This window comes from Bacillus sp. FSL K6-2861 (genome assembly GCF_038630725.1).
Taxonomy (GTDB): Bacteria; Bacillota; Bacilli; order Bacillales; family Bacillaceae; genus Bacillus; species Bacillus velezensis.
On record NZ_CP152037.1, the window covers coordinates 1,707,477 to 1,720,840 of the forward strand.

A 13,364-nucleotide genomic window follows, 5' to 3' on the forward strand; every position below is an offset into this window, starting at 1 on the left:
GCGATTTTTAGTATCATATGTTTCGTAGTCTTAAAACCATTGCTTGGCAATCCGAAGTCACCGACGGTTGCTAGGTAACTGGGGCTAATTATGATATGGAGGTGAAACAGGATGGCAATTACTCAAGAGCGTAAAAATCAACTCATCAGTGAGTTCAAAACACACGAATCTGATACTGGATCTCCAGAAGTTCAGATCGCTATCCTAACAGACTCAATTAACAACTTGAACGAGCATTTGCGTACTCACAAGAAAGATCACCACTCACGTCGCGGTCTTCTTAAAATGGTAGGTAAACGTCGTAATCTTCTTACGTATCTGCGTAATAAAGACGTAACTCGTTACCGTGAGTTAATTAACAAACTAGGCTTACGTCGATAATCGTAAAAAGCGGGAGGATTCCCGCTTTTTTATCGTATTAAAGCGAAAAAAATAATAATAAAAAAACAATGAAATCCTTTTACATACTACTTTGACATTGATATGTTCAATTCATTTCGTTCATAATAGGAGTAATTGATTATTTCACACATTAAGAGAGGAGCTCGTAATCGAATGGGACAAGAGAAACATGTCTTTACCATAGATTGGGCCGGCAGACAGCTTACAGTAGAAGCCGGCCAGCTTGCCAAACAGGCAAACGGCGCTGTCATGGTCCGCTACGGCGATACTGCAGTGCTCAGCACAGCAACCGCATCAAAAGAACCGAAACCGCTAGATTTTTTCCCGCTTACCGTTAACTATGAAGAAAGATTATATGCAGTAGGTAAAATTCCGGGCGGTTTTATTAAAAGAGAAGGCCGTCCAAGTGAAAAGGCCGTTTTAGCCAGCCGTCTGATTGACCGTCCGATCCGCCCGCTTTTCGCAGACGGATTCCGCAACGAAGTACAGGTCATCAGCATTGTCATGAGTGTTGATCAGGACTGCTCATCTGAAATGGCTGCAATGTTCGGTTCATCACTCGCTCTTTGCGTTTCCGATATCCCGTTTGAAGGCCCGATCGCGGGTGTGACGGTAGGCCGCATTGACGGGAAATTCGTCATCAATCCGACGGTTGACCAGCTTGAAAAAAGTGATATCAACCTCATCGTTGCAGGCACAAAAGACGCCATCAACATGGTGGAAGCCGGAGCGGATGAAGTTCCTGAAGAAATCATGCTTGAGGCGATTATGTTCGGTCACGAAGAAATTAAGCGCCTGATCGCATTCCAAGAAGAAATCGTCGCGGCAGTCGGCAAAGAGAAAACGGAAATCGAACTGTATGAAATTGACGAAGAGCTCAGCGAAAAAGTAAAAAGCCTTGCGGAGCCGGATCTTCTCAGCGCCATTCAGGTTCACGAAAAACATGCTCGCGAAGACGCGATCAATGAAGTGAAAAATGCAGTTGTCGCGAAATTCGAAGAAGAAGAGCATGATGAAGATACGATTAAAAAAGTGAAACAGACACTGTCTAAACTCGTGAAAAACGAAGTGCGCCGTTTGATCACAGAAGAAAAAGTCCGTCCGGACGGACGCGGCGTTGATCAAATCCGCCCGCTTTCTTCAGAAGTCGGCCTTCTGCCGAGAACGCACGGCTCCGGGCTGTTTACGCGAGGACAGACGCAGGCGCTCAGCGTTTGTACATTAGGCGCCCTTGGGGACGTTCAGATTCTTGACGGTTTAGGCGTGGAAGAATCAAAACGCTTTATGCATCATTATAACTTCCCGCAGTTCAGCGTAGGGGAGACAGGCCCGATGCGCGGACCGGGACGCCGTGAGATCGGTCACGGTGCTCTTGGAGAGCGTGCGCTTGAGCCGGTCATTCCGAATGAAAAAGACTTCCCGTATACGGTCCGTCTCGTATCCGAAGTGCTTGAATCAAACGGTTCCACTTCACAGGCCAGCATTTGCGCGAGCACGCTTGCCATGATGGACGCAGGTGTTCCGATTAAAGCCCCTGTTGCGGGTATCGCGATGGGACTTGTGAAATCAGGCGAGTACTATACGGTATTAACGGATATTCAAGGGATGGAAGACGCCCTCGGTGACATGGACTTTAAAGTAGCCGGCACGGAAAAAGGCGTGACAGCGCTGCAAATGGACATTAAAATTGAAGGCCTTTCAAGAGAAATTCTTGAAGAAGCGCTTCAGCAGGCGAAAAAAGGAAGAATGGAAATCTTGAACAGCATGCTCAGCACGCTTGGTGAATCAAGAAAAGAACTTTCTCAATATGCGCCGAAAATTTTAACGATGAACATTAATCCGGATAAAATCCGTGACGTTATCGGACCGAGCGGTAAACAAATCAACAAAATCATTGAAGATACCGGTGTTAAAATTGACATTGAACAAGACGGCACCATCTTTATTTCTTCTACTGATGAAAGCAGCAACCAAAAAGCGAAAAAAATCATCGAAGATCTTGTCAGAGAAGTCGAAGTCGGCCAGCTTTACCTCGGTAAAGTCAAACGGATTGAGAAATTCGGCGCTTTCGTTGAAATCTTCAGCGGAAAAGACGGTCTCGTTCACATCTCTGAACTAGCGCTCGAACGGGTCGGCAAGGTTGAGGATGTTGTGAAAATCGGTGACGAAATCCTTGTGAAGGTAACTGAAATTGACAAACAGGGACGAGTGAATCTGTCGCGTAAAGCAGTGCTGCGCGAAGAGAAAGAAAAAGAACAGGAACAACAACAATCTTAAATGAAAACCTAACAAGGAGCCTGGGAGACCCGGCTTCTTTATTTTGAGAAAGACAACAGACGGGTTCTACCTTGTCCTCCTCATACATAATGTGTGGTGAGGGGGGAAGGACATGTTGAAAAAATTCGTGCCGTTTGCCGTTTTTTTATTTCTTTTTTTTGTTTCGTTTGAAATGTTAAAAAATCCGTATACAGTTGATTACATAGACGCAATGAAAAAAGACGCTGTAACTGTGTCAGCATCAAAAGATCCGCTCTATGAAGAATTACTGCAAAAAGCGTCAGAGTATGAAGTGAAGCCGCAAGACGCGCGGATTGATAAAATATGGAAGAGTATACCGGGATATAACGGTTTAAAAGTCAATGTGGAAAAATCCTATAAACAAATGAAAAAGGACGGAGAATTTCACGAAGACGGCCTTGTCTATGAGCAGGTAAAACCGAAAGTCCATCTTGATTCTCTCGCGCCCGAACCCATTTATAAAGGAAATCCCGACAAACCGATGGTCGCTTTCCTGATAAATGTCGCCTGGGGAAATGAATACGTGGAGCAAATGCTGCCTATTCTGAAGCAGCACCAGGTCAAAGCAACTTTCTTTCTTGAAGGGAAATGGCTGAAAAACAATCAGGAACTGGGGAAAAAAATAGCGGCAGACGGACATGAAATCGGAAATCATTCATACAATCACCCTGATATGAGCAAACTGACTTCAGGAAGCATTTCCGAACAGCTTGACAAAACCAATGCACAAATCAGCGAGACGCTCGGCATGAAGCCGAAATGGTTTGCGCCGCCAAGCGGCAGCTTCAGAAAAGCCGTGGTCGACCTTGCGGCGGAAAAAGGAATGGGCACCATCATGTGGACCGTTGACACCATTGACTGGCAAAAACCGTCTCCCGCTGTTTTACAAACAAGGGTGTTGAGCAAAATACATAACGGAGCCATGATTTTAATGCATCCGACTGATCCGACTGCGAAAAGCCTGGATACACTGATTGCAAAAATCAAAGAAAAAGGCTACGCGCTCGGCTCAGTGTCTGACTTAATGGATGAAAACAGGCTGATGAAGTAGCAGGCGGCAGTTGCCTGTCTTTGAATAGGAGGAACAGACTTGATAAAACGCTATACATGCCAAAACGGTGTAAGAGTTGTGCTTGAAAATAATCCAACGGTGCGGTCTGTGGCAATCGGCGTCTGGATCGGGACGGGGTCACGTCATGAAACGCCGGATACAAACGGTATTTCGCACTTTCTTGAGCATATGTTTTTTAAAGGAACAAATACCAGGTCCGCACGTGAAATCGCAGAATCCTTCGATCGGATAGGCGGCCAAGTGAATGCCTTCACTTCAAAAGAATATACGTGCTATTACGCCAAAGTGCTGGATGAGCATGCAAACTACGCACTTGATGTGCTGGCTGATATGTTCTTTCATTCTGCTTTTGACGAAGGTGAGCTCAAAAAAGAAAAGAACGTCGTATATGAAGAAATTAAAATGTATGAAGACGCGCCGGATGACATTGTCCACGATCTGCTGAGCAAAGCGACATACGGCAATCATTCGCTCGGCTACCCGATTCTCGGGACGGAGGAAACGCTTTCGTCATTTAACGGTGATTCTCTCAGACAGCATATGGATGACTTTTACACGCCGGACCGCGTCGTCATTTCTGTCGCCGGAAATGTAACGGAACAATTCATTAAAGACGTGGAGAAATGGTTCGGTACATACGAAGCGAAGGGCAAAGCAAGCGGCATCAGCGAGCCTGAGTTTCATTATGAAAAGCTGACCAGAAAAAAAGACACCGAACAGGCGCATCTCTGTCTCGGTTTCAAAGGCCTGAAAGTCGGAGACCCGGACATTTACGATTTGATCGTCTTAAACAACGTGCTGGGCGGAAGCATGAGCAGCCGTCTTTTCCAGGATGTGCGCGAAGATAAAGGACTGGCCTATTCTGTATACAGCTATCACAGTTCCTATGAAGACAGCGGTATGCTGACGATTTACGGAGGCACCGGCGCGAATCAGCTCGGCCTTCTGTCTGAAACCATTCAGGAAACGTTATCGGTTCTAAAACGTGACGGTATCACCCCGAAAGAGCTGGAAAACAGCAAAGAGCAAATGAAGGGGAGCTTAATGCTCAGCTTAGAGAGCACAAACAGCAAAATGAGCCGGAACGGGAAAAACGAACTCCTGCTCGGAAAGCATAAGACCATGGATGAAATTATCACTGAATTAAATGCGGTCAGCCTGGAAAGCGTCAACGGCCTCAGCCGCCGCTTATTTACGGATGATTACGCACTATCGCTCATCAGCCCGACCGGCAATATGCCGGCCTCGTCTTAATCGGAAAAGCAGTCTGCCTCTATACGGGGCAGGCATTTTTTTTTGCTCCGGGTCATATAGTACAAGGGGGTGGCTATCATGAGGCTCAGTGAACTGTCAGGTAAAGAAATTGTGGACATTAAACGGGCAGAGCGGCTCGGCGTGCTCGGCCAGACCGATTTGGAAATTAATGAACAGGACGGACAAATTACCGCGCTGTTGATACCGACGGTAAAATGGTTCGGATTGCGAAAACAAGGCCACGACATCCGCGTCCCCTGGAACCATATCCAAAAAATCGGGTCAGACATGATCATTTTAGACGTTCCGGGGGAGATCACGCCTCCCGAAGAGTAGATCTTATTCATTTTTTGCAAGCACCGGCTCATACAGCCGGTGCTTTTTTCATGAAAAAGACGCTGTACATTCACCGCCCTTTCTCTTTGCACATACGATGAAGAGGAGGATGACACTTAAAAGATCCAGTAACTGTAAAGAAGGTGAACGTTTCAGATGTTAACCGGATTGACAATTGCGATCATTGGCGGTGACGCAAGACAGCTTGAGATTATAAGAAAGCTGACAGAACAGCATGCCGATATTTATCTTGCAGGGTTTGACCAATTGGATGACGGTTTTACAGGAACCGTCAAATGCAAAATTGATGAGATTCCCTTTCAAAAAATAGACAGTATCATCCTGCCCGTATCGGCAACGACCGGAGAAGGCGTTGTTTCCACGGTTTTTTCAAATGAAGAAGTGGTATTAAAGCAGAGCTATCTTGAGCGGACACCGGAGCATTGCGTCATTTATTCAGGCATCTCCAACGCGTATCTTGAGGGGATCGCCAGCGAAGCCGGCCGCAAACTTGTGAAATTATTTGAACGGGACGATATCGCGATATTCAACTCGATTCCCACTGTTGAAGGAACAATCATGATGGCGATTCAGCATACGGATTATACCATTCACGGATCAAATGTCGCCGTTCTCGGCATGGGGCGCACCGGTATGACGATCGCCCGGACGTTTGCGGCGTTAGGGGCGAAGGTAAAAGTGGGCGCGCGGAGTTCGGCTCATTTGGCCCGTATAACGGAAATGGGGCTTTCTCCTTTTCAACTTGAAGAGCTTACTGAACATGTAAATGATATTGATATCTGCATTAACACCGTACCGAGCTTGATTCTGAATCAAAGCGTTTTATCGCGCATGACGCCGAAGACCTTGATTTTGGATTTAGCATCCCGTCCGGGCGGAACGGATTTCAAATATGCTGAAAAACAAGGCATTAAAGCGCTGCTTGCTCCGGGTCTTCCGGGAATTGTGGCCCCGAAAACAGCCGGACAGATTATTGCGAACGTATTGAGCAAGCTTTTGGCAGACTTAAAGAAAGAGGGGAAATAACCATGTCTCTGAAAGGGAAAAGAATCGGATTCGGATTAACCGGCTCGCATTGCACATATGAAGAAGTTTTTCCGCAAATAGAGGCGCTTATCAGTCAAGGAGCTGAAGTCCGGCCGGTCGTGACATCAACCGTTCAATCGACCGATACCCGCTTTGGGGAGGGGGGAGATTGGGTCAGAAAAATTGAAGAAGCAACAGGCTTTGAGGCGATTGATTCCATCGTAAAAGCGGAGCCTCTCGGGCCGAAACTTCCGCTCGACTGCATGGTCATCGCCCCTTTAACCGGAAATTCAATGAGCAAACTCGCAAATGCGATGACTGACAGCCCCGTCCTTATGGCTGCGAAAGCCACGATCCGCAACGGCCGCCCGGTCGTGCTCGGAATTTCGACAAACGACGGACTCGGTTTAAACGGAACGAATTTAATGAGGCTGATGTCCGCAAAAAACATATATTTCATCCCGTTCGGCCAGGACGACCACGTGAAAAAACCGACATCGCTCGTCGCCAGAATGGATCTCCTTCCGATTACGGTAGAAAAAGCTCTTTTGCACCAGCAGGTTCAGCCGGTGCTCGTACACCATCATGAATAAAAAATCATGATGACAGAAAATCATTCCGGAATAAAAAAATTCGATCAATCCGTGACTATTCTATGGTAAAATAAAACGTAAAATGCAAAGTCAATTCAACAAATGATGCTTAATTGGCGGAAGGAGTTTTACAGATGGGAAGAGGATTACACGTAGCAGTTGTCGGAGCGACGGGAGCCGTAGGACAGCAAATGCTGAAAACATTGGAAGACAGAAACTTTGAAATCGAAACACTCACACTACTATCCTCAAAGCGTTCTGCTGGTACGAAAGTAACGTTTAAAGGCGAAGAATATACAGTGCAGGAAGCTGTTCCTGAAAGCTTCGAAGGCGTTCATATCGCGTTATTCAGCGCCGGCGGAAGCGTATCACAAAGCTTGGCGCCTGAGGCTGTAAAACGGGGAGCCATCGTGATTGACAATACCAGCGCATTCCGTATGGACGAAAATACACCGCTCGTGGTGCCTGAGGTGAACGAAGGTGATCTGCACAAACATAACGGCATTATCGCCAACCCTAACTGTTCAACGATTCAGATGGTGGCTGCGCTTGAACCGATCCGTAAAGCGTACGGTTTGAAAAAAGTCATTGTATCTACTTACCAAGCTGTGTCCGGGGCCGGCAATGAAGCGGCGAAGGAATTGTACAGCCAGACAAAGGCGATTTTAAACAATGAACCCGCAGAACCGTCCATTATGCCGGTTAAAGGCGACAAAAAGCATTATCAAATCGCATTTAACGCCATTCCGCAAATTGATAAATTCCAAGATAACGGCTATACGTTTGAGGAAATGAAAATGATTAATGAAACGAAAAAAATCATGCATATGCCGAATCTGGAAGTGGCTGCGACATGTGTCAGACTGCCGATTGAAACAGGGCACTCAGAATCTGTTTACATTGAGCTTGACCGTGATGACGCAACCGTTGAAGATATGAAACAGCTTTTAAAAGAAGCTCCGGGTGTTACGCTTCAGGATGATCCGGCGGAGCAGCTTTACCCGATGCCTGCTGATTGCGTCGGCAAACGCGATGTATTTGTAGGAAGAATCCGTAAAGATTTGGACAGAGCAAACGGTTTTCATTTGTGGGTTGTTTCTGATAACCTGTTAAAAGGCGCTGCTTGGAACTCAGTCCAAATCGCGGAAAGCCTGCAAAAACTGAACCTCGTATAAAACAAACGTATTTTCTATAGGCGAACAGAAGAGAGTAAGGCTCTGCCTGCTCTCTTCTGTTACGTCAGACTAATTTGGAGTGAAAATAGTGAAGATCATTGTTCAAAAATTCGGCGGAACATCCGTAAAAGATGACAAAGGCCGCAAGCTTGCGCTAGCACACATTAAAGATGCCATCAGTGAAGGTTATAAAGTTGTCGTTGTCGTATCGGCGATGGGAAGAAAAGGAGACCCGTACGCGACAGATTCTTTAATCGGGCTCCTTTACGGCAGCCAGTCCGACATTTCTCCGAGAGAGCAGGATATGCTTCTGTCTTGCGGAGAAACGATTTCGTCCGTTGTTTTTTCCAGCATGCTGAAGGAAAACGGCATAAAAGCCGCAGCTTTAACAGGAGCCCAGGCCGGCTTTTTAACCAATGCCCAGCATACTGACGCCAAAATTATAGAAATGAAAACAGAGCGGCTTTTCGCTGCACTTGCCAGCCATGACGCTGTCGTTGTCGCGGGATTTCAGGGAGCGACTGAAAAAGGCGACACGACGACGATCGGCAGAGGAGGAAGCGATACTTCAGCAGCGGCGCTCGGCGCGGCGGTAGATGCTGAGTTTATCGACATTTTTACGGACGTGGAAGGCGTTATGACAGCCGATCCGAGAATCGTGGGAAATGCTAAGCCGCTTCCGAACGTCACATATACGGAAATCTGCAACCTTGCCTATCAAGGCGCGAAAGTCATTCATCCGCGCGCGGTGGAAATCGCCATGCAGGCAAAGGTGCCGATCCGCGTGCGCTCCACTTATTCAAAAGACAAAGGCACTTTGGTGACGTCCCATCATTCGTCTAACATCGGCAGCGATGTATTCGAACGGCTGATCACGGGGATCGCCCATGTGAAAGATGTGACGCAATTTAAGGTTCCCGCCAAAATGGGGCAATACAACGTTCAGACTGAAGTCTTTAAAGCAATGGCAAATGCCGGAATCAGCGTAGATTTCTTTAACATTACGCCGAGTGAAATCGTATATACCGTAGCCGGCAGTAAAACGGAAGCCGCGCGCAGCATTTTGGCTGAATTAGGATATGAGCCGACAGTGACGGAGAGCTGTGCGAAAGTGTCAGCGGTCGGCGCCGGGATAATGGGTGTTCCGGGTGTCACGTCAAAAATCGTCTCCGCACTTTCTGATAAAGGCATTCCGATTCTGCAATCTGCCGACAGCCATACGACGATCTGGGTGCTCGTTCATGAAAAAGATATGGTAACGGCCGTAAATGCGCTGCATGAAGTGTTTGAACTTTCAAAGTAAATGTGATTGAATCATGATGAGGTGAAAAAAATGAATGTCGGAAATATATCTACAGCGATGATTACCCCCTTTGACAGTAAAGGGAATGTAGACTTTCAAAAACTGTCTACATTAATCGACTATTTGTTGAAAAACGGCACGGATTCTTTAGTCGTCGCAGGCACGACCGGCGAATCTCCGACACTTTCAACGGAAGAAAAAATTGCACTCTTTGAATTTACAGTCAAAGAAGTGAACGGACGCGTGCCTGTTATTGCGGGTACGGGAAGCAACAATACGAAAGACTCCATTAAACTGACAAAAAAAGCTGAAGAAGCCGGCGTCGATTGCGTTATGCTTGTCACGCCGTATTATAATAAGCCTTCCCAAGAGGGGATGTACCGTCATTTTAAAGCCATAGCTGAAGAAACGTCTCTTCCTGTGATGCTTTACAACGTGCCGGGCAGAACGGTCGCTTCGCTTGCGCCGGAAACGGCCATCAGACTTGCGGAGATACCGAATATCTCTGCGATTAAAGAAGCGAGCGGCGATCTTGATGCCATTACGAAAATCATTGCCGAAACACCGGAAGATTTTTACGTCTATTCAGGTGATGACGGGTTAACGCTTCCTATTCTCGCAGTCGGCGGAAGAGGAGTCGTGTCAGTGGCCAGCCATATCGTAGGTTCTGACATGCAGCAGATGATTAAAAACTATACGAACGGGCAGACGGCAACCGCGGCACTGATTCATCAGAAGCTTCTGCCGATCATGAAGGAGCTCTTTAAAGCGCCTAATCCGGCTCCGGTCAAAACGGCGCTACAGCTGAAAGGCCTTGATGTCGGATCTGTGCGTCTTCCTCTTATCCCGCTGAATGAAGATGAACGTCTGAGCCTGAGCAGCGTCATCAGCGAACTGTAAGAAAAAATTTATACAGTTAAAATGCGCGGTCATTCTCATTTTTATCGTGAGTTTGACCGTTTTGTATACATATTGGTTTTCCCTAAACCTTCCGCTTCTTCTTGTTTTCTAAAATTGATATCAGTTATAATAGGAACAAGTGATGATGGACGGGTATGAGACTAGGAGGATACAGATTTTGAAAAAGAAAAATACAGAAAACGTCAGAATTATCGCCCTTGGCGGCGTCGGAGAAATTGGGAAGAACCTATATGTCATTGAAATTGACTCAGACATATTTGTAGTGGATGCAGGGCTGATGCACCCTGAAAATGAAATGCTCGGTATTGATGTCGTCATTCCGGATATTTCCTACTTAGTAGAACGGGCTGACCGCGTGAAGGCCATCTTTCTGACACACGGGCACGATGAAAACATCGGAGGCGTCTTTTATTTATTGAACAAGCTGTCGGTGCCGGTATACGGAACGAAGCTTACGCTTGCATTACTGAGAGAAAAACTCAAGCAGTACGGGCATAATCGAAAAGCTGATTTGCGTGAAGTTCACTCTAAATCAGTCATTACATTTGAATCAACGAAAGTATCGTTCTTTAAAACGATTCACAGTATTCCGGATTCAGTGGGAGTCAGCTTCAAAACATCACTTGGCTCTATTGTATGCACGGGAGACTTTAAATTTGACCAGACGCCTGCTTATCACCAATCATGTGATATTGGCGAAATTGCCAAAATCGGAAACAGCGGCGTGCTCGCCCTGCTTTCTGACAGCGCCAATGCGGAGCGCCCGGGGTATACTCCGTCAGAAGCATATGTAAGCGGTGAAATTTCCGATGCGATGAACAATTCAGAAAACCGTGTCATCATTGCTGTATTCGCGTCTAATATCAACCGGATCCAGCAAGTGATACAGGCTGCCGTCCAGAACGGCCGTAAACTTGCAATCGCCGGAAAAAATCTGCAAAACGTGCTTCAGCTTGGGCGCAAGCTCGGCTATATTGAAGCCGAAGATGAGATGTTTATTCCTGTGCAGGATGTGAAAAAATATCCGAAGCGGGAAGTGGCAATTGTTACAGCCGGAAGCCATGGTGAGCCGCTGGCCGCTCTTACGCGGATGGCCAAGCAGGCGCACAAGCAGCTTAACATTGAAGAAGGAGACACCGTTGTCATTGCATCAACACCGATTCCGGGGCATGAATTGATATATTCCAAAACCGTCAACCTGCTTGCCCGAGCCGGCGCTCAAGTCATTTTCGCCCAAAAACGCGTACATGTGTCCGGGCACGGTTCGCAGGAAGAATTGAAACTCATGCTTAATTTGCTGAAACCGAAATATTTAATTCCGGTTAACGGTGAATTCAGAATGCAAAAAGCGCATTCCAAAATCGCAGAAGAGATCGGCATGAAACGCAGCGACATTTTCTTGATTGAAAAAGGTGACGTCGTTGAATTCCGCGGCCAGAATGTGAAAATCGGGGATAAAGTCACGTACGGAAACGTTCTGATTGACGGCCTCGGAGTCGGCGACATCGGCAACATCGTGCTGAGAGACCGCCGCTTATTGTCACAAGACGGCATTCTCATCGTCGTGATTTCACTCGATAAGCAGAAAAAGAACCTCGTATCAGGTCCTGAGATCATTACGCGCGGTTTCGTGTATGTCAGAGAATCAGAGGGTCTAATTGTACAAGCTACTGAGCTCGTCCGCTCTATCGTGACTGAAGCGACGGAAACATCTGCCGTAGAATGGTCCACGCTGAAACAAGCCATGCGTGATGCGCTGAATCAATTCCTTTATGAAAAAACAAAACGCAAGCCGATGATCATTCCGATCATTATGGAAGTATAATGTATACACAGCCGGAGCGCATGATGCTCCGGCTGTGTTTTTGTTCATGTCCCGGATGGAAATCATCATCTTTGTTCATAATACAAAGAGACATTCGGAAAGGGTGAAAGATAAAATGGATCATCGTATGGAAAACACCGAAGAACAGCAGCCCGAAAAATCAGATGCGAAAGACAGCATTATGAGCAAAATTCAGCAGCTGGGAGAGACATCTCTGCCGCAAATGTCCCAAGATACCAATATTCACTGCCTGACGATCATCGGCCAAATTGAGGGGCACGTCCAGCTCCCGCCGCAAAATAAAACAACCAAATATGAACACGTCATTCCGCAAATCGTCGCGATTGAGCAAAATCCGAAAATCGAAGGACTTCTGATCATCTTAAACACCGTCGGAGGCGATGTGGAAGCGGGGCTTGCGATTGCGGAAATGCTCGCATCCTTATCAAAACCGACCGTCTCAATCGTACTCGGCGGGGGACACTCGATAGGTGTGCCGATCGCCGTGTCATGTGATCATAGTTTTATCGCGGAAACAGCGACTATGACCATTCACCCCGTTCGGCTTACAGGTCTGGTTATCGGCGTTCCGCAAACATTTGAATACTTGGACAAAATGCAGGAGCGGGTCGTCAACTTTGTGACCCATCATTCAAATATTTCCGAAGAAAAATTCAAAGAGCTGATGTTTTCAAAAGGAAACTTAACCAGGGACATCGGGACGAACGTAGTCGGGAAAGATGCGGCTGATTACGGATTAATTGATGCCGTGGGCGGCGTCGGACAGGCGATAAAAAAGCTGAATCAGCTGATTGAGGAACGAAAGGGTGAGGAAGGAAGGATGATTCAATGATTCTTTATACCGTCATGCCCCAAGAAGTCGTTTACGGTCAGGATATAGAGCAAAGCGTGCATGAACAGGTAGATTACGCCGGCGTGCCGCTGCTAGTTGAGATGAAGGGAAATGAAGCTGAAGTCGTACAGATTTTAAGTACGAACCCGATGGATTTCTTGAATCCGGACATCGCTCCTGGACAAAAAATCAAGCTGAAAATCTAACCGGCATTCAGTCCGTTTCTCGGGGGCAAAATATGCTATAATAGGGGAATCCTACAGAAAAATGCAGCCGGCAAAAGGC

At 46.7% G+C, this 13,364-nt stretch carries 13 protein-coding genes; all 13 read left to right on the plus strand.

All coding sequences use genetic code 11. The features are described from left to right. The first annotated feature begins 111 nt into the window (after positions 1 to 111). Entirely contained in the window at positions 112 to 381 is a 270-nt protein-coding gene (rpsO, locus tag NYE62_RS08495; protein ID WP_003154182.1) for a 30S ribosomal protein S15, read from the plus strand. Positions 382 to 555: 174 nt separating this feature from the next. After that, a complete protein-coding gene (pnp, locus tag NYE62_RS08500) occupies positions 556 to 2,679 on the plus strand; it encodes a polyribonucleotide nucleotidyltransferase (protein ID WP_007611468.1) in 2,124 nt (707 codons plus the stop codon). A 112-nt stretch (positions 2,680 to 2,791) separates the two neighbouring features. Next, positions 2,792 to 3,751, plus strand: coding sequence for a polysaccharide deacetylase family protein (locus NYE62_RS08505; protein ID WP_015417486.1), 960 nt, complete (start codon positions 2,792 to 2,794; stop codon positions 3,749 to 3,751). A gap of 39 nt (positions 3,752 to 3,790) precedes the next feature. After that, positions 3,791 to 5,026, plus strand: coding sequence for a pitrilysin family protein (locus tag NYE62_RS08510; RefSeq protein ID WP_095352144.1), 1,236 nt, complete (start codon positions 3,791 to 3,793; stop codon positions 5,024 to 5,026). A 78-nt stretch (positions 5,027 to 5,104) separates the two neighbouring features. Continuing rightward, positions 5,105 to 5,362, plus strand: a complete 258-nt coding sequence (locus tag NYE62_RS08515; RefSeq protein WP_003154176.1) for a YlmC/YmxH family sporulation protein — start codon at positions 5,105 to 5,107, stop codon at positions 5,360 to 5,362. 156 nt (positions 5,363 to 5,518) lie between these two features. Then, complete coding sequence (gene dpaA / locus NYE62_RS08520; RefSeq protein ID WP_007409808.1) at positions 5,519 to 6,409, plus strand: dipicolinic acid synthetase subunit A; 891 nt, start codon at positions 5,519 to 5,521, stop codon at positions 6,407 to 6,409. 2 nt (positions 6,410 to 6,411) lie between these two features. Beyond that, entirely contained in the window at positions 6,412 to 7,002 is a 591-nt protein-coding gene (dpaB, locus tag NYE62_RS08525; protein WP_007409809.1) for a dipicolinate synthase subunit B, read from the plus strand. A 134-nt stretch (positions 7,003 to 7,136) separates the two neighbouring features. After that, positions 7,137 to 8,177 carry an aspartate-semialdehyde dehydrogenase gene (gene asd / locus NYE62_RS08530; protein ID WP_012117572.1) on the plus strand — a complete coding sequence of 347 codons (1,041 nt, stop codon included), beginning with the start codon at positions 7,137 to 7,139 and terminating at the stop codon, positions 8,175 to 8,177. A gap of 88 nt (positions 8,178 to 8,265) precedes the next feature. Continuing rightward, positions 8,266 to 9,480, plus strand: coding sequence for an aspartate kinase (gene dapG, locus NYE62_RS08535; RefSeq protein ID WP_342497360.1), 1,215 nt, complete (start codon positions 8,266 to 8,268; stop codon positions 9,478 to 9,480). A gap of 30 nt (positions 9,481 to 9,510) precedes the next feature. Next, entirely contained in the window at positions 9,511 to 10,380 is an 870-nt protein-coding gene (gene dapA / locus NYE62_RS08540; protein WP_003154166.1) for a 4-hydroxy-tetrahydrodipicolinate synthase, read from the plus strand. A 178-nt stretch (positions 10,381 to 10,558) separates the two neighbouring features. Then, complete coding sequence (gene rnjB / locus NYE62_RS08545) at positions 10,559 to 12,226, plus strand: ribonuclease J2 (RefSeq protein ID WP_007409811.1); 1,668 nt, start codon at positions 10,559 to 10,561, stop codon at positions 12,224 to 12,226. 115 nt (positions 12,227 to 12,341) lie between these two features. After that, a complete protein-coding gene (locus NYE62_RS08550) occupies positions 12,342 to 13,079 on the plus strand; it encodes a ClpP family protease (RefSeq protein WP_003154162.1) in 738 nt (245 codons plus the stop codon). Then, on the plus strand, positions 13,076 to 13,285 hold the full coding sequence (locus NYE62_RS08555) for a YlzJ-like family protein (RefSeq protein WP_003154161.1): 210 nt from the start codon (positions 13,076 to 13,078) through the stop codon (positions 13,283 to 13,285). The genes NYE62_RS08550 and NYE62_RS08555 overlap by 4 nt, the downstream gene beginning before the upstream one ends. Positions 13,286 to 13,364 lie beyond the last annotated feature (79 nt).